At 68.3% G+C, this 15,676-nt stretch carries 17 protein-coding genes; 10 read left to right on the top strand and 7 right to left on the bottom strand.

Annotated elements, in window-relative coordinates; all coding sequences use genetic code 11:
* Nucleotides 1-3: 3 nt before the first annotated feature.
* Nucleotides 4-2,133, bottom strand: coding sequence for a glycogen debranching protein GlgX (gene glgX / locus H7J86_RS30455; protein ID WP_090357904.1), 2,130 nt, complete (start codon nucleotides 2,131-2,133; stop codon nucleotides 4-6).
* A gap of 1 nt (nucleotide 2,134) precedes the next feature.
* Entirely contained in the window at nucleotides 2,135-4,303 is a 2,169-nt protein-coding gene (gene sucT / locus H7J86_RS30450; protein ID WP_267295534.1) for an acetyltransferase SucT, read from the bottom strand.
* 92 nt (nucleotides 4,304-4,395) lie between these two features.
* On the opposite strand from sucT, the gene H7J86_RS30445 reads away from it, so the two are divergent.
* Genes H7J86_RS30445 through H7J86_RS30430 form a run of 4 tightly spaced genes read left to right on the top strand, consistent with a single transcriptional unit; the run spans nucleotide 4,396 to nucleotide 8,060 of the window.
* Nucleotides 4,396-5,688, top strand: coding sequence for an adenosylmethionine--8-amino-7-oxononanoate transaminase (locus H7J86_RS30445; RefSeq protein WP_267295532.1), 1,293 nt, complete (start codon nucleotides 4,396-4,398; stop codon nucleotides 5,686-5,688).
* A gap of 29 nt (nucleotides 5,689-5,717) precedes the next feature.
* The gene (locus H7J86_RS30440; RefSeq protein ID WP_267295530.1) at nucleotides 5,718-6,863 is read left to right on the top strand and encodes an 8-amino-7-oxononanoate synthase; all 1,146 of its coding nucleotides are present in this window, start codon (nucleotides 5,718-5,720) and stop codon (nucleotides 6,861-6,863) included.
* A gap of 7 nt (nucleotides 6,864-6,870) precedes the next feature.
* The gene (bioD, locus tag H7J86_RS30435) at nucleotides 6,871-7,542 is read left to right on the top strand and encodes a dethiobiotin synthase (protein ID WP_267295528.1); all 672 of its coding nucleotides are present in this window, start codon (nucleotides 6,871-6,873) and stop codon (nucleotides 7,540-7,542) included.
* Nucleotides 7,543-7,544: 2 nt separating this feature from the next.
* A complete protein-coding gene (locus H7J86_RS30430) occupies nucleotides 7,545-8,060 on the top strand; it encodes a 2'-5' RNA ligase family protein (RefSeq protein ID WP_267295526.1) in 516 nt (171 codons plus the stop codon).
* A gap of 3 nt (nucleotides 8,061-8,063) precedes the next feature.
* Here H7J86_RS30430 and H7J86_RS30425 read toward each other — a convergent pair whose 3' ends face one another.
* Nucleotides 8,064-8,375 (bottom strand): transcriptional regulator, encoded by a 312-nt coding sequence (locus H7J86_RS30425; RefSeq protein WP_267295524.1) that lies wholly within the window; start codon nucleotides 8,373-8,375, stop codon nucleotides 8,064-8,066.
* Complete coding sequence (locus tag H7J86_RS30420) at nucleotides 8,368-8,832, bottom strand: hypothetical protein (protein ID WP_267295522.1); 465 nt, start codon at nucleotides 8,830-8,832, stop codon at nucleotides 8,368-8,370. The genes H7J86_RS30425 and H7J86_RS30420 overlap by 8 nt, the downstream gene beginning before the upstream one ends.
* Before the next feature lie 70 nt (nucleotides 8,833-8,902).
* Between H7J86_RS30420 and H7J86_RS30415 the strand changes: the two genes are divergently transcribed.
* Nucleotides 8,903-9,076, top strand: a complete 174-nt coding sequence (locus H7J86_RS30415) for a hypothetical protein (RefSeq protein WP_267295520.1) — start codon at nucleotides 8,903-8,905, stop codon at nucleotides 9,074-9,076.
* On the opposite strand, the gene H7J86_RS30410 is transcribed toward H7J86_RS30415, so the two are convergent.
* On the bottom strand, nucleotides 9,029-9,655 hold the full coding sequence (locus tag H7J86_RS30410; RefSeq protein WP_267295518.1) for a TetR/AcrR family transcriptional regulator C-terminal domain-containing protein: 627 nt from the start codon (nucleotides 9,653-9,655) through the stop codon (nucleotides 9,029-9,031). The genes H7J86_RS30415 and H7J86_RS30410 overlap by 48 nt on opposite strands.
* 50 nt (nucleotides 9,656-9,705) lie before the next feature.
* Here H7J86_RS30410 and bioB point away from each other — a divergent pair, with 50 nt between their 5' ends.
* The 5 genes from bioB (at nucleotide 9,706) to H7J86_RS30385 (ending at nucleotide 13,568) form a co-directional block, all read left to right on the top strand.
* Nucleotides 9,706-10,701, top strand: coding sequence for a biotin synthase BioB (gene bioB, locus H7J86_RS30405; protein ID WP_090357888.1), 996 nt, complete (start codon nucleotides 9,706-9,708; stop codon nucleotides 10,699-10,701).
* Between the two features lie 11 nt (nucleotides 10,702-10,712).
* Nucleotides 10,713-10,949 carry a biotin synthase auxiliary protein BsaP gene (gene bsaP, locus H7J86_RS30400; RefSeq protein ID WP_267295516.1) on the top strand — a complete coding sequence of 79 codons (237 nt, stop codon included), beginning with the start codon at nucleotides 10,713-10,715 and terminating at the stop codon, nucleotides 10,947-10,949.
* Nucleotides 10,946-11,575, top strand: a complete 630-nt coding sequence (locus H7J86_RS30395; RefSeq protein ID WP_267295514.1) for a DUF2567 domain-containing protein — start codon at nucleotides 10,946-10,948, stop codon at nucleotides 11,573-11,575. Before bsaP ends, H7J86_RS30395 begins: the two co-directional genes overlap by 4 nt.
* 138 nt (nucleotides 11,576-11,713) lie before the next feature.
* Nucleotides 11,714-12,652, top strand: coding sequence for a methionyl-tRNA formyltransferase (locus H7J86_RS30390; RefSeq protein WP_267295512.1), 939 nt, complete (start codon nucleotides 11,714-11,716; stop codon nucleotides 12,650-12,652).
* 4 nt (nucleotides 12,653-12,656) lie between these two features.
* Nucleotides 12,657-13,568, top strand: a complete 912-nt coding sequence (locus tag H7J86_RS30385; protein ID WP_267295510.1) for an ATP-grasp fold amidoligase family protein — start codon at nucleotides 12,657-12,659, stop codon at nucleotides 13,566-13,568.
* Between the two features lie 4 nt (nucleotides 13,569-13,572).
* Here the strand turns inward: H7J86_RS30385 and H7J86_RS30380 are convergent, their stop codons facing one another.
* A complete protein-coding gene (locus H7J86_RS30380; protein WP_267295508.1) occupies nucleotides 13,573-14,925 on the bottom strand; it encodes a lipase family protein in 1,353 nt (450 codons plus the stop codon).
* Between the two features lie 43 nt (nucleotides 14,926-14,968).
* On the bottom strand, nucleotides 14,969-15,661 hold the full coding sequence (locus H7J86_RS30375; protein ID WP_267295506.1) for an NUDIX hydrolase: 693 nt from the start codon (nucleotides 15,659-15,661) through the stop codon (nucleotides 14,969-14,971).
* Nucleotides 15,662-15,676 lie beyond the last annotated feature (15 nt).

Here is a 15,676-nt window from a genome sequence, read left to right as displayed (position 1 = left end):
CGCTCAGCTCGTCTTCTGCAGTACCAGCAGGGACCGCGGCCGCAGCGAGATCTTCTCACCCGCCGCCGCGACGAGATCGTTGTGACCGCCGGGATCGGCGGTGTCCAGCGCGGTGGTCCACTGTTCGGCATATCCCTCCGCGGGCAGCACGAAGTCGAGCTCCTCGTCGTGGGCGTTGAAGCACAACAGGAACGAATCGTCGGTGACGCGTTCGCCGCGGGAGTTCGGTTCGGGGATGGCGTCGCCGTTGAGGAACACCGCGATGCTCTTGCCGAAGCCCGAACCCCAGTCCTCCGGCGTCATCTCGGTACCGGCCGGCGTCAGCCAGGCGATATCGCGCTCCTGCTCGGCGGTGCGGATCGGCGTCCCGTCGAAGAACCGGCGCCGGCGGAACACCGGGTGGTTCTTGCGCAGTGCGACCACCTTGCGGGTGAAGTTGAGCAGGTCGGCGTTGGTCTCACACATCGACCAGTCGATCCAGGCGATCTCGGAGTCCTGGCAGTACGCGTTGTTGTTACCGCCCTGGGTGCGGCCGATCTCGTCGCCGTGACTGATCATCGGCGTGCCCTGCGACAACATCAGGGTGCCCAGGATGTTGCGCATCTGCCGGTGCCGCAGGTCGAGGATCTCGGGGTCGTCGGTAGGACCTTCCACACCGCAGTTCCACGACCGGTTGTGGCTCTCGCCGTCGCGGTTGTCCTCGCCGTTGGCGTCGTTGTGCTTCTCGTTGTAGGACACCAGGTCGTTCAGCGTGAAGCCGTCATGACACGTGACGAAGTTGATACTCGCACTCGGGCGGCGGCCGGTCGCCTCGTAGAGATCCGAGGAACCGGTCAGCCGCGAGGCGAACTCACCGAGGGTTGCGGGCTCGCCCCGCCAGTAATCGCGCACAGTGTCCCGGTATTTCCCGTTCCACTCGGTCCACAAACCTGGGAAGTTCCCGACCTGGTAGCCGCCCTCGCCGACATCCCATGGTTCGGCGATCAGCTTGACCTGACTGATCACCGGGTCCTGCTGGACCAGGTCGAAGAACGCGCTCAATCGGTCGACGTCGTAGAACTCGCGGGCCAGCGTGGACGCCAGATCGAACCGGAAGCCGTCCACGTGCATGTCCAGCACCCAGTACCGCAGGGAATCCATGATGAGCTGCAGGGTGTGCGGGTGCCGGGCGTTGAGGCTGTTCCCGGTACCCGTGAAATCCTTGTAGAACTGCGGCTGCCCGTCGAGCAGGCGGTAGTACGCCGCGTTGTCGATGCCGCGGAAATTGATGGTCGGACCGAGGTGGTTGCCTTCGGCGGTGTGGTTGTAGACCACATCGAGGATGACCTCGATGCCGGCGTCGTGGAATGACCGCACCATCGCCTTGAACTCGGCCACGGCACCGCCGGCGTGTTGGTTGGCGGCGTACTGGTAGTGCGGCGCCAGGAAACCGAAAGTGTTGTAGCCCCAGTAGTTTCGCAGTCCGAGGTCCAGCAGCCGGTGATCGTGCAGGAACTGGTGCACCGGCATCAGCTCGATGGCGGTGACGTTCAGCGATTTGAGGTGGTCGATGATCACCGGGTGGGCCAGGCCGGCGTAGGTGCCGCGCTGCTCCTCGGGGATGCCCGGATGCAACTCGGTCATGCCCTTCACGTGTGCCTCGTAGATGACGGTCTCGTGGTAGGGCGTGTGGGGTGCCCGGTCGGATCCCCAATTGAAGAACGGGTTGATCACCACGCTGGTCATGGTGTGGCCCAGCGAGTCGACTCCCGGCGGGTGCCCGGGGATCTCCGGGTCCTCGGCGTTCAGATCATAGGAGAACAACGCCTGGCTGAAATCGAAGTCGCCGTGAAATGACTTGCCGTAGGGGTCGAGCAGCAGCTTGCTCGGATCGCAGCGGTGCCCGGACGCCGGGTCCCACGGCCCGTGCACCCGGAATCCGTAGCGCTGGCCCGGGGTGACAGTGGGCAGATAGGCATGCCACACATACCCGTCGACCTCGTCGAGCGTGATGCGTTCCTCACTGCCGTCCTTGGCGATCAGGCAGAGTTCCACCTTCTCGGCGACTTCGGAGAACAGCGAGAAGTTGGTGCCCGCACCGTCGTACGTCGCTCCGAGGGGGTAGGCGGTTCCCGGCCACACTGCGTTGACCATGTCACCACCAACCGGTCGCGGCGGCCATCTGACGCCCCAGCTCGTTCGTCATGGTCCGCATATAGGTCGTCGATATGTGGTGAGAATCGTGGTACATCAACACATTTCCCTCCACAACTCGGCAGATGTCTGGTCGGCACACCGCGTCACTCATGTCGAGTGGTTTGAGGTTCGGAAACTGCTGGACGAAATCGAGGGTCGGGTTGTGGTCGGACAGTACCTCAGAGCGCTTCATGCCGCACGAGATGGAATCGCCCCCGTCGGCGAGGCAATCCGCGGCGAAATAGGGCTTTCCGTCCCGCACCAACCACGGGGTGTCGCGCATCGCGAGCACGTTGATCCCGGCGTCGGCGAAGGCCTTCCAGATGCCGATATAGAAGCCCGGCATCACGTCACCGTCCTTGATGTTCCACGGGCGCGTCGAGGTGGTGAACACATAGTCGGGATGGTCGGCCAGCAGCTTGGGCATCACCTTCTCGTTCCACTCCCGGCAGTTCGGGTACGCCCGGTTGTCGCCCATGACCAGAGGATGCTCCTCTGTGGTCAACGGGCAACCCATCTTGAGATAGGTGACGATCTTGAAGTGGTGGATCCGGCCGAGCAGATCCAGCGCGGTGATCCAATGTTCGGCATGTGAGCCCCCGGCCAGAGCGATGGTCCGCGACGCATCCTTGTCGCCGTAGGTGCAGTTGAGAATGTCGACACTGTCGAAATCGCTGATACAGCCGTCATCGGTGGTTTCGGGCAGATCGTTCTTGGCTTCCAGCACGGTGGGGCGCATCGGCAGCTTGGGCACTTTGGCGTTGTTGATCAGCGCCCGCGCGCCGGGATAGTCGCGCGACGAGAGCCCGGAAAGCTCCTTACCGTTGGCCCGCTGCACGGTGACGTGCTCGCGCCAGGTGAACGACGTCGCCGTCAGCGCCACCCCGAGCAGGGTCACCACCGAGCCCAGCGCGATGGTCGGCCGACGCAGCCGGGTCCGCCAGGACACGGCGATCACCGGGGCCGTGCGCGCCGCCGGCGCGCGATAACGCAGGGGTGTCTCCACATAGCGCGTCGTCAGCCAGGCCAGCACCCCGGAGATCACAAGCACGACGGACCCGTCGAGCAGACCGGCATGCGACCCTCCGCTGTAGGCCAGCCAGAAGATCAACAGTGGCCAATGCCACAGATACAGCGCGTACGCCATCGACCCCAGCGAGACGAAAGGCTTGGTGGCCAGCAGCCGGTTGGGTGCGGGCAGCGGTGCGTCGCCGCGGTTGGCCGCCGAGAGGATGAACAGCACGGTGGCGCCGACGGGGACCAGCGCCCACGGCCCCGGGAACTCGCGCACCCCGTCGATGAGAGCGCCGCAGCCCACGATCGCGGCCAGTGCGAGGGTGCCGATCGCGGTGCGCAGCCACATCGGCCAGCGCACCCGCGGCACCAGCGCGCCGGCCAGCACACCCGCCGTCATCTCCCAACCGCGGGCGAAGCTGTTGTAGTACGCCGTGGCCTGATCGGCGTTGTGCGCGATGATCGCGTACACGAACGACGCGATGGTGAGTGCCCCGATGAGCACGATGAACGCCGTTCTCAGGTGCCGGCCCATGCGGTTGCGGAACAGGTACGCGAACCCGAAAACCAGCACCAGGAACGTGAGGTAGAACTGGCCCTGGACCGACATCGACCAGATGTGTTGCAGCGGGCTGACGGCCTCCCCGGCCCGCAGGTAGTTCGAGGCCGAGTCGGCCAGCTCCCAGTTCTGGTAGTAGCCCAGGCTCGCCAGGCTCTGGTCGGCAAACGTCTCCCAGCGCGTCTCGGGCTGCACCAGAATGGTGAGCACTGCGGCCGCCGCGAGCACCACGACCAGGGCCGGGAGCAGTCGCCGCACCAGTCGGATGACTTCGGGCGCCGGCCGCAACGAGGCACCCGGGCGCAGCGCGGTACGCAGCAGGCGGCCGCCGAAGAAGAACCCCGACAGAGCCAGGAAAACGTCGACACCACCGGAAACACGGCCGAACCAGACATGGAACACGGCGACCAGGGCGATGGCGACCCCACGCAGCCCGTCCAGGTCGTGCCGGTAGAAACCCGATGTGCGGGTGCCCATTTCGGCGCGTTTGGGAGCACCGGAGGTGGAACCGACATGGGAAACGGAATCAGGCCGGTGGATGGCGGGGGTCTTCATGGTCGGTGACTTAATCTACCTAAGAACCCTGCAGAGCTCAGGTCGCGGGCGCCGAGTCACAGTCGCCGAGCAAAGCGATAGTGTCGGATCTCATGTCCGCGTTGACACCGTCCGAGATCAGCGCAATCGATACCGCACATGTGTGGCACCCCTACAGCACCATCGGCGCCGGGGCGCCGGCACCGGTGGTCGCCCTGGCCGCCAAGGGCGCCTGGCTGACGCTGGTGCACGACGGGAAGCCCGTCCAGGCGCTGGACGCGATGAGTTCGTGGTGGACGGCGGTGCACGGGCACGGCCACCCGGTGCTCGACGCGGCCATCACCGCCCAGCTGGCCACGATGAACCACGTGATGTTCGGCGGGTTGACCCACGAGCCCGCGGCGCGGCTGGCTCAGCTGCTGGTCGACATCACCCCGGCCGGGCTGGAGACGGTGTTCTTCAGCGATTCCGGGTCCGTCGCGGTGGAGGTGGCCGCCAAGATGGCGCTGCAGTACTGGCGCAGTCTGGGCCGGCCCGCCAAACACCGGCTGATGACGTGGCGGGGCGGCTACCACGGCGACACCTTCACACCCATGAGCGTGTGCGACCCGGACGGCGGCATGCACGACCTGTGGACCGATGTGCTCACCCCGCAGGTCTTCGCCCCGCGGGTGCCCACCGAATACGACGTCGCCTACAGCGCCGCCTTCGAGGCGCAACTGGCCGAACACGCCGACGAACTGGCCGCGGTGATCGTCGAGCCGGTGGTGCAGGGCGCCGGCGGCATGCGCTTTCACGACCCGCGGTACCTGACCGACCTGCGTGCGGCGTGCGATCGGCACGGCGTCCTGCTGATCTTCGATGAGATCGCCACCGGTTTCGGGCGCACCGGCGCCCTGTTCGCCGCCGACCACGTCGGCGTCACACCCGACATCATGTGCGTCGGTAAAGCGCTGACCGGGGGATACGTCACACTGGCCGCCACCCTGTGCACATCGGCGCTGGCGCGGACCATCAGCTCCGGTGAGCCGGGCGCCTTGATGCACGGTCCGACGTTCATGGCCAACGCCCTGGCCTGTGCGGTCTCGGTGGCCTCGGTCGAGCTGCTGTTGGGCGGTGACTGGCAGGCCCGGGTGGCGGAGATCGAGACCGGATTGCGCAGCGGTCTGGAGCCGGCACGGGAGCTGGCCGGGGTCGCCGATGTCCGGGTGCTCGGTGCGATCGGCGTCATCGAGATGGTCGACCCAGTCGACATGGCGGTGGCGACCGAGACGGCGCTGCACCACGGGGTGTGGCTGCGCCCGTTCGGCCGGCTCGTCTACGCCATGCCGCCGTTCATCTGCACGCCCGCCGAGGTCGCCCAGATCGGTTCGGCGATGGTGGCCGTCGCGCATGCATTAACCTGAACGGTGTTCAAGTCGCGAAAGGAACCGCAGTGACGCGCACCGGACTCTCACCGCTGGCCTGGCTGGCCGACGTGGAACAGCAGCGCCGCGAGGCCGGTCTGCGGCGTGCGCTGCGGGTGCGACCGCCGGTCGGCGCCGAACTGGACCTGGCCTCCAACGATTACCTCGGGCTGTCGCAGCACCCCGCCGTTCTCGACGGTGGGGTCGAGGCGCTGCGCACCTGGGGTGCCGGTGCGGGCGGATCGCGGCTGGTCACCGGCAACACCGAACTGCACGAGGAGTTCGAGGCCGAGCTGGCCCGGTTCACCGGCGCGGAGTCGGCACTGGTGTTCTCCTCCGGCTACACCGCCAACCTCGGCGCGCTGGTGGCGCTGTCCGGCCCCGGGTCGCTGATCGTCTCCGATGCGCTGTCCCACGCCTCACTCGTGGACGCCTGCCGGCTGTCGCGGGCCCGGGTGACGGTCGCCCCGCACTGCGATGTCGCCGCCGTGGAGCGGACCCTCGCCGACCGCGCGGAGGACCGCGCCGTGGTGGTCACCGAGTCGGTGTTCTCCACCGACGGCGCGCTGGCCCCGCTGCGTGAACTGCATGACGTCTGCCGCAGGCACGGCGCGTTGTTGTTGGTCGACGAGGCGCACGGAATCGGGGTGCGCGGTAACGGCGGACAGGGCCTGCTGTACGAGACCGGCCTGGCCGGTGCCCCCGACGTGGTCATGACGACGACGCTGTCCAAGGCGCTCGGTGCGCAGGGCGGGGTGGTCCTCGGACCGGAGGCGGTGCGCGGGCACCTGATCGACGCGGCTCGTCCGTTCATCTTCGATACCGGGCTGGCGCCGGCAGCGGTGGGCGCGGCGCTGGCCGCCCTGCGGGTGCTCATCGCCGAGCCGCATCGCGCCGCGACGGTGTTGCGCCGCGCCGCCGAACTCACCCGGATCTGCGGGGTGCCCGAGGAACCCACCTCCGCGGTGGTGTCGGTCATCCTCGGCGAACCCGACGTGGCGGTGGCGGCTGCGGCGGCCTGCCTGGACCGCGGCGTACGGGTGGGCTGTTTCCGCCCCCCGTCGGTGCCCGCGGGCACGTCCCGGCTGCGGCTGACCGCGCGGGCCTCGCTCACCGATGACGAGATGGACCTGGCGCGCGCCGTGCTCACCGAGGTCCTGGCTTCGGCTCGATGAGGACCCGGTGAGCGTGCTGCTGGTGACCGGCACCGACACCGGCGTCGGCAAGACGGTGACCACCGCGGCGCTGGCGGCAGCCGCCCGGCTGGCCGGCATCGACGTCGCGGTGTGCAAGCCGGTACAGACCGGCACGATCGAGGGGGATGACGACCTCGGCGAGGTGCGCCGGCTGTCCGGGGTCATGGAGTTGCACGGCGGGTGGCGTTATCCCGAGCCGCTGGCCCCGGTCGCCGCGGCGCACCGGGCGGGTATGGACCTGCCGACCCGGGCCGAGCTGGTGGCATCGGTGCGGGCCGTGGATCGGCCCGGGCGTCTCACCCTCGTCGAGGGCGCCGGCGGGCTGCTCGTCGAGCTCGGCGCCGACGGTGTGACGCTGCGCGAGCTGGCCGTCGACCTGGGCGCCCCGGTGCTGCTTGTCGTCGCGCCGGGTCTGGGCACCCTCAACCACACCGCGCTCACGCTGGAAGCGCTTGCCGCTCATGATGTTCCGTGTGCGGGCCTGGTGATCGGCTCGTGGCCGCACGATCCCGGTGTCGCCGAATCGGGAAATCGGGAGGCGCTGGCGCCTCTCGCGCCGGTGCGCGCCGCGCTACCCGCGGGGGCCGCCACCGTCGGCGATTTCGGGGCGATCAGCGCGGCGGCGTTCGACGCGGACTGGCTCGCGAGCCTGGTCTAGCGATGGCCCATTCGGTCGAGTTGCTACTGGATCCCGAGACCGACGCTGCGATCCGCGGTGTGTGGGAGGCTCTGGCCGAGAAGGGGATCCGCAGTCAGGCCGCGCATCGCGGGCCGAGTAACCGGCCGCACGTGACGATGACGGTGTCGGCCGGGATCGCCGGAGATGTCGACCCCGAGTTGTCCGCCGCGGCAACGGCGTTGCCGCTGTCCTGCCGGATCGGCGCCCCGGTGCTGTTCGGGCGCGGACCGTTCACCCTGGCGCGGCTGGTCGTGCCGCGCGTGGAGCTGCTCGAGCTACATGCCGATATCTACCGGATCTGCCTGCCGCACATGCCTTCCGGTGCGTTCGCGCACGCGGTGCCGGGTCACTGGACGCCACATGTCACGCTGGCCAGGCGCGTCGACGCCGCGCAGCTGGACCGCGCGATGCCGTTGGCAGGCGCGGATATCGACGGGACGCTGGTGCGTCTGAGGCGCTGGGACGGTGACGCCAGGAGTGAGTACCCGATCGGCTGACGGCTAGGGCTGCGGCTCGGTGAGCCGCCCCGACACGATCGCGTTCAACGCGGCGATATGGCCCAGGTAGGCGTGCCGTCCGGCGTCGGTCAAGCGGGCCCGCACCTTGTGCCGGCTGCCCTCGAGTCGACGCTCGGTGTGCAGGTATCCGGCCTCTTCGAGGATGGTCAGCTGTTTGGACAACGCGGAATCGGACAGTCCGGCGCGTTCCTTCAGATAGCCGAACTCGGCCCAGTCGGCCGCAGCCAGGGTGGCCACCAGGGTGAGCCGGGTGCTGGGATGGATCAGTTCGTCGAAGCGCGCCGGTTCAGGCATGTGCCCACCGGCGCGTGACCCGCAGGATCTCCGGGCCACCGAACCCGACGACGGCGGCGGCCACCATCGCCGCCCAGGTGCCGGCGTGCCGGACGCCGTCGGCGTGCAGCGCGAATCCGGTGACGACGGTCAGCACGACCAGGCTGAGCAGGATGCCGATCATCACGAGCGGTATTCGCGATCCCGCGGTGGCGGCGCTGACCTGCACCCGCCCGGACCGGTGCCGGCCGCTGAGCAGGCGCGACGCCACCGTGCTGTGGCCGACCGCGAAACCCACCGTGGCGACGGTGGCCAGCCAGCCCGGGCCGAAATCGCCCAGGAGTCCGAGCCCCACCCAGGCGGCGGCCATCGCCCACCAGTAACCGCGGGGCAGCCCGACCTCCGCGGCCACCTGCCGCCGTGCTCGCTCGGCGGTCTCGAGGGCGTTGCGCGCCCCCTCCGGTGTGATCTCGTCCATGACGCCTCCCCACTTTCCTGCCTGGAAACAAGGCTCCACTTTCCCGATTGGAAAGTCAAGTGTCTCTGGAATGCTGGGGACATGGACCGTGCGGGCTTCGGCGGGGCGGCCCGAGGCGACGGTGACCGCGCCCGCACAGGATCTGGCGCTGTGGGCGTGGACGCGCGGCGGCTCGGTGTCGGTGACGGGGGAGAGCTCAGCCGAGGCGGCGTTGCGTGAGGTCGTCGCGAACGGTATGCAGTAGCCCTGAATCACCATGCGCGGCAAGGCCGTCGATCAGCACGGTGAGACCGAAGGCGAAGCGGCGTGACGGTTCGGCGGTGAGCACGGACTGGCCGTCGGGCAACGTGGCCCCTGCGGCATCCCACTGCAGCCGGGACTGTTCGTCGGCGGTGAAGCCGAGCACGTAGTAGACGACGGTGCGGGCGGCCAGTTCTGCGTCCGAGCCCGCGACTCCGGCATCCGCGGCCGCCGCCGCGAGCCGGGTGACGATCTCGGTCATCGCCGCGGATTGGCCCGCCGCCAAGCTGGCCGACACCAACTCGGCGCCGTCGGTGTGCGACAGCAGGGCATCCCGCAGTCGGTGGCAGCCGTCGGCGATCTGGTCGCGCCAGCCTGGTGGGGTGTGCGGCTCCAGGGCGGGTTGCAGAATGCGGTCGGCAACCGCCCCGAGCAGCTCCTGCTTGTTGGCGAAGTGCCAGTACAGCGCGCCCGGGCTGACGGCGAGCTCGCGCGCGAGCCTGCGCATGGTGAGGTCGGCCATCCCGAAGTTGTCCAGGATCGCCGTTGCGGCATCGATTACGTCACGTTTGTGCAGCTGCACACCGTTACTCTAACCTGAACGGTGTTCAAGAGGCTGATGGAGGCAATTCGGTGAGCGACATTCTGGTTCAGGCACGCGAGCAGGTACTCGAACGCGGCGTGGGCCTCGATCAGGACCAGACGCTGCAGGTGCTCCAGCTGCCCGACGACCAGCTCGACGAGCTGCTGGCGCTTGCGCACGAGGTGCGCATGAAGTGGTGCGGACCCGAGGTCGAGGTCGAGGGCATCATCAGCCTCAAGACCGGCGGTTGCCCCGAGGACTGCCACTTCTGTTCGCAGTCGGGCCTTTTCGCCTCGCCGGTGCGCAGTGCGTGGCTGGACATCCCGAGCCTGGTGGAGGCGGCCAAGCAGACCGCCAAGACCGGCGCCACCGAGTTCTGCATCGTGGCCGCGGTTCGCGGCCCGGACGAGCGTCTGCTGGCCCAGGTGGCCGCGGGTATCGAAGCCATCCGCAACGAGGTCGACATCCAGATCGCCTGCTCGCTGGGCATGTTGACCCAGGAGCAGGTGGACCGTCTCAAGGACATGGGTGTACATCGGTACAACCACAACCTGGAGACCGCGCAGTCGTACTTCCCCAATGTCGTCACCACCCACTCCTGGGAAGAGCGCTGGGGCACGCTGGAGATGGTGCGCGAGGCCGGCATGGAGGTCTGCTGCGGCGGCATCCTCGGGATGGGCGAGACGCTGGAGCAGCGCGCCGAGTTCGCCGCCAACCTGGCCGAGCTCAACCCGCACGAAGTGCCGTTGAACTTCCTGAACCCGCGACCCGGCACCCCGTTCGGCGATCTGGAGGTGCTGCCGGCGGCCGACGCGCTGCGGGCCGTCGCCGCGTTCCGGCTGGCGCTGCCGCGCACCATGCTGCGGTTCGCCGGTGGCCGCGAGATCACCCTCGGTGACCTGGGCGCCAAGCAGGGCATCCTCGGCGGTATCAACGCCGTGATCGTCGGCAACTACCTCACCACACTGGGCCGCCCGGCCGAATCCGATCTCGAATTGCTCGAAGATCTGCAGATGCCGATCAAAGCCCTCAACGCCACCCTGTAGAACGGGTGGTGATGATCAGCGATTCGCCCGCCCTGCCCGCGCCCGTGGGTGCCGGCAATTTCAACGTGTACACCGGCGGTCCGGCGGGCAGTGTCAGCCCGACGACGGCACAGCTCGGGCTGGAGCCACCGCGGTTCTGCGCCGAGTGCGGGCGCAGGATGATCGTGCAGGTGCGCCCCGACGGGTGGTGGGCCAAGTGTTCGCGGCACGGGCAGGCCGACTCCAAGGACCTGGACACCCGCCGATGAATGATGATGCGCCCAAGGTTTCGCGGGCTGCCGCCGCAATCCGGGTCGGCGCGGGTATCGCACTGGCCGGGGTGCCGGCCGGTGCCCTGTGGGCTTGGCTGGCACCCCCGATCGGCGGCGTGGTCGCGCTGACCAAGAGCGGCAACCGGGTGACGGCGTATCTGGGCAACGAATCCGACAACTTCTTCCTGGGCGAGTTCCTGTTCGTCGGCATCCTGACCGTGCTCACCGTGGTGGCGTCGGTGCTGGTCTGGCAGTGGCGCGCGCACCGCGGGCCGGTGCTGCTGGCGGCGCTCACCATCGGCGCGACCCTGGCGGCCGGTGCGGCCGCCGGGGTCGGCGCCGTGCTGGTGCGCTGGCGCTACGGCGTGATCGATATCGCCGCGGCGCCGGTGACCCCGGAGCACCGGATCCACTACGTGACCGAGGCGCCCGCCCTGTTCTTCGGCCATGGTCCGCTGCAGATCGCCGCGACCATCCTGGTGCCGGCGGCGGTGGGGGCACTGGTCTACACCCTGTTCGCGTTGTCGACCCCGCGCGACGACCTGGGGGCGTGGCCGCCGGTGGAGTACGCCGGGGTCTACCCGCCGATTCCCGTGCCGGTCACCCCCGGACAGGCCCCGTAACAGCACTTACGGCAGGTGGCTGCAGATCTCGCAAACGTAGCCCCCACAAATCGCGCCTCCATAGATACATTCGACTGGCTCATTGCTGTTTCCCAGCAAATCAGCCGCCGCGAAAATTATCTTGAGTGAGGTTTTGTCATGCGCATCGTGTCCTTCGGATTCCAGACCTGGGGAGTGAAGACACTTCAAGCGTTGGTCGATCTGGGACACGAGGTCGCGCTCGCGGTCACCCACCCGGCCAGCGACGACTCCTACAAGGGCATCTTCTCCGACTCGGTCGAGGAACTGGCGCAGAGCTTGGGCATCCCCGTGCACCTCACCGAGCGGGTGGACCACGAGACCATCGCGCTGGTCACGCAGGCCGAACCCGACGTCATCGTGGTCAACAGCTGGTACACCTGGATGCCGCCGGAACTCTACGAGCTCCCGCCCCACGGCACGCTGAACCTGCACGATTCGCTGCTGCCCAAGGGCACCGGATTCTCACCGGTGCTGTGGTCGCTGATCAGCGGTGAATCGCAGATCGGGCTGACCGTCCATCGGATGGACGAGAATCTGGACACCGGCGACATCCTGGTGCAGCACGCCTTGCCGATCGGGCCGAAGGACACCGGAACCGAACTGGTGGAACGCGGGATCGCGCTCATCCCAGGTGCCCTCAAAGAAGCGCTGGATGCGCTGCAATCCGGTGCCCCGCAGTGGCGCCCGCAGAACAAGGCGGAGCGGACGTACTTCCACAAGCGTTCCGAGCGGGACAGCCTGCTCGACTGGAACTGGCCGGCCGAGGTCCTGGAGCGGCTGGTCCGGGCGCTGTCGGAGCCCTATCCGCCGGCTTATGCGTTCTATCGCGGCGAGCGCATCGAGGTCCTGGAGGCGAAGCTCTCCGAGGTCCGTTACGGCGGCACCCCGGGTCGGGTGATCGTCCAGGAGGACGGCGGAGCGGTGGTCGCCGGACCCGAGGCCTACCTCGGGGGGAACCGCGGCCTGGTCATCACCCGGGTTCGTTCCTCGGACGGTACCGAGCACAGTGGGGACAAGTTCTTCCGCCGCGGCGGCTACCTCACCAGCCAGGCGTGACCCGATGCCCCTGCTGGAGTACAAGGCGACGCCGCCGTGGCTGCGGGCGGCGCGCCGGCGGCTGATCGCGATGGTGCCCATTCGCCTGATGCGGCACGTTCTCTACCTGATGATGATTCGCCGGCCCGGTGACTTCACCGAGCCGGAAACCTTCAACGAGAAGGTGAATTGGCGGATCTTCAACGACCGCCGGGACCGGATCGTCAAGGCCTGCGACAAGATGTGGATGAAGGAGATGGCCCGGCAGGCTTACCCGGGTGCGGATCTGCGCATCCCGGCCACCTACTGGTCGGGTACCGATCTGCGTGACGCCCCCGACCTGACGACGCTGCCGCCGTGGGTGCTCAAACCCAATCACAGCAGCGGGCAGGCACTGTTCGGGCCCGATCCCGGCACCGATCTGGACGGCCTGCTGGCCCGGACGGCGCAGTGGTTCGAGGAGACACCGCTGGAACTCGGCGAGTGGGGTTACAGCGAAGCCCGTCCGCTCTTCCTGCTCGAGGAACGCATCCCCACTCCCGACGGGCACCCGCCGGTGGACTACAAATTCTTCGTCTTCGAGGGCCGGATCGAGCTGATCCAGGTCAACCGTGGCCGGTTCGGGACCCGGCAGACCGCGACCTTCCTGGATGCCGATTGGCGCCGGCTGCCGGTGCGCTGGCGGATTCAGCCGGTGGCCGACGAACAGCGGCCGGTGGAACTGGACAAGATGATGGAGATCGCCGGCGTCCTCGGTGCGGACTGGGATTTCGTCCGGGTCGACCTGTACGCCGTCGACGGTGAGGTGTGGTTCGGCGAGTACACGCCGTACCCGGGCAGCGGTCTGCTGCGCTACAAGCCGATGTCCTTCGATCGCGAACAGGGGCGGCACTGGAAGCTGCCGTCGCCGGCCGAGGTGCAGCGCGGCCGGCCCTGACCGGTCAGCGGTCGAGCACCGACAGCGGGAGCCGGTGCACCGGTCGCCCGGTCAGCACCTTCGCGGTGATGACCGCCAGCCGGGCCATTCCCCGGTAGGTCGACGGGTTGAAAAGGGTGGGCCACTTGGTGCGCAGCAGGTGCTCGCCGAGGGGGCGGCCGGCGAAGCGGTCGGACAGCCAGCGCAGCGCCATGGGCGCGGACATCGGATGCAGCAGCAGGTGCTCGCAGAACATGTCGCGGTGATAGGTGACCTTCGCGCCGCCGGAGGCGTAGGTGTCGGCGAGTTCGTCGATGCCCTCGACCGAGATGATCTCGTCGTGCACGGCCTGGATGATCAGCACCGGCGGGGTGGGCACCGCGACCCCGAGCTTGATGTCGTCGAAGACATACTGCACCTCGGGCGTGGCCAAGATCTGCTCGAGCGGCTGGTCCAGCATGTCGCCCATATCGGTGCGCCACAGCCGCACGACGGCTTCGACGGTGGTCATGTGATGCAGCCGGTCGAGCAGGGCGCGGCCCTTCTCGCTGGCGTGCTCGGCGATGATCTTCTGCAGGCCGGGGTACACGTCGGCCAGGGCGGAGACGACGAGCGCGGGCAGTGCCGAGGCGAAGGTGCCGTTGAGCTTGCGGAAGGTCCGGCCCAGGTCGCCGACCGGAGAGCCGAGCACCGCGCCGACGATGTTGAGTTCGGGTGCGTAGCTTCCGCTCATCTCGGCGGCCCAGGCGCTGGCCAGACCGCCCCCGGAGTAGCCCCACAACCCGATGGGGGCTTCGGGTGCCAGGCTCAGCTGCTCGGAGCTGATGGCCGCACGCAGCCCGTCGAGGATGCGGTAGCCGGGTTCATACGGCGTGCCCCAGCTGCCGTTGACACCCTCGTGGTCGGGGACCGAGACCGCCCAGCCCTCGGCAATGGCTGCGGCGACCAGCAGCATCTCGAACTGCGGCACCGCGCCGGGTGCCACGGCGTGGCGGCGCAGCGCGTACGAGGGAAAACACCGCGAGGAGATCGCATCGATGGCGCACTGGTAGGACACCACCGGGCAGACGCGTTCGGGGCCGCGCTCGGCGGGGATCACCACGGTGGTGGCGGCAGCCTCGGGATTGCCGTTCATATCGGTGGTCCGGTAGAGCAGCTGCACGGCGCGCACCTGCTGGGGGATCAGGCCCAGGAAGGCCAGCTCGACCTCGCGGCTGCGCAACACGGTGCCCGGGGCGGCGTGTTGGAAGCCGGCGGGGGCGACATAGAAGGGGTCGTCCTTCGGCAACTGCGGACGGGCGGAGCGGTCCAGCGCCTCGTGCGGGGCGGCGCCGATCCAGTCGGCGTCCGATACGGCGGCAGAGCTGCCAAAGTCCATCCGGGCATTCTTGCTTAAGAACGGTCTAAGAATCCAGTCCGACTCACCCTGGTGGCCGCAAAGCCGCGAATTCGTCGGTGACCCGGTACCGGGCCTCGGTGAAGCGGTACAGCGCCGCCGGACGTCCTCCGCTGCGGCCCGAACGCGCCGTGGTGCCGGTCCTGGTGATGACGTTGCGGCGCTCGAGCACGCGTTGCAGGTTGGTGGCGTCCACCGGGTGCCCGAGTGCGGCGCTGTAGATGTCGCGCAGCGTCGACAGTGCGAATTCCTTTGGCGCCAAGGCGAAGCCGATGTTGGTATAGCTGAGTTTCGCGTTCAGCCGGGCGTGCGCATTGGTGACCATGGGCCCGTGGTCGAAGGCCATCGGCGGCAGGGCGGAGACCGGGTGCCAGCGGGTGTCGGGCGGTAGCTCCGGGGTGGCGGGGGAGGGCACCAGGCCGAGGAAGGTCGACGCGATGGTGCGTTCCCCGGGCACCCGTTGCGGATCGGAGAACACCGCAAGCTGCTCCAGATGGGCGAGTTCGCGCAGGTCGACCTTCTCGGCCAGTTGACGTCGAACTGAACTCGTCATGTCCTCGTCATGTCGCAGCCGTCCGCCCGGGAGCGACCATGCGCCTCGTTGCGGATCCATGGCGCGTTCCCATAAAAGCACGCTGAGCTGCGGTTTCTTGGTGGAAAGCTGGCGCACCTGGAACACGACGGCAAGCACCTCGTGGCCGGTGCTAGTATGTGACATGTTTTCGATTGTAAG

Origin of the sequence: Mycobacterium hackensackense, from assembly GCF_025822555.1 — a bacterium.
Lineage (GTDB): Bacteria > Actinomycetota > Actinomycetes > Mycobacteriales > Mycobacteriaceae > Mycobacterium > Mycobacterium fluoranthenivorans.
The sequence above is the reverse complement of the archived record's forward strand: the minus strand, read 5'-3'. Positions and strand labels throughout refer to the sequence as shown.

Bases quoted from the DNA above. Each gene is read 5' to 3' on its own strand.
- glgX (WP_090357904.1), bottom strand. From the start codon at position 2,133: ATGGTCAACGCAGTGTGGCCGGGAACCGCCTACCCCCTCGGAGCGACG.
- sucT (WP_267295534.1), bottom strand. From the start codon at position 4,303: ATGAAGACCCCCGCCATCCACCGGCCTGATTCCGTTTCCCATGTCGGT.
- H7J86_RS30445 (WP_267295532.1), top strand. From the start codon at position 4,396: ATGTCCGCGTTGACACCGTCCGAGATCAGCGCAATCGATACCGCACAT.
- H7J86_RS30430 (WP_267295526.1), top strand. From the start codon at position 7,545: ATGGCCCATTCGGTCGAGTTGCTACTGGATCCCGAGACCGACGCTGCG.
- H7J86_RS30425 (WP_267295524.1), bottom strand. From the start codon at position 8,375: ATGCCTGAACCGGCGCGCTTCGACGAACTGATCCATCCCAGCACCCGG.
- H7J86_RS30420 (WP_267295522.1), bottom strand. From the start codon at position 8,832: ATGGACGAGATCACACCGGAGGGGGCGCGCAACGCCCTCGAGACCGCC.
- H7J86_RS30415 (WP_267295520.1), top strand. From the start codon at position 8,903: ATGCTGGGGACATGGACCGTGCGGGCTTCGGCGGGGCGGCCCGAGGCG.
- bsaP (WP_267295516.1), top strand. From the start codon at position 10,713: ATGATCAGCGATTCGCCCGCCCTGCCCGCGCCCGTGGGTGCCGGCAAT.
- H7J86_RS30395 (WP_267295514.1), top strand. From the start codon at position 10,946: ATGAATGATGATGCGCCCAAGGTTTCGCGGGCTGCCGCCGCAATCCGG.
- H7J86_RS30390 (WP_267295512.1), top strand. From the start codon at position 11,714: ATGCGCATCGTGTCCTTCGGATTCCAGACCTGGGGAGTGAAGACACTT.
- H7J86_RS30385 (WP_267295510.1), top strand. From the start codon at position 12,657: ATGCCCCTGCTGGAGTACAAGGCGACGCCGCCGTGGCTGCGGGCGGCG.
- H7J86_RS30380 (WP_267295508.1), bottom strand. From the start codon at position 14,925: ATGGACTTTGGCAGCTCTGCCGCCGTATCGGACGCCGACTGGATCGGC.
- H7J86_RS30375 (WP_267295506.1), bottom strand. From the start codon at position 15,661: ATGTCACATACTAGCACCGGCCACGAGGTGCTTGCCGTCGTGTTCCAG.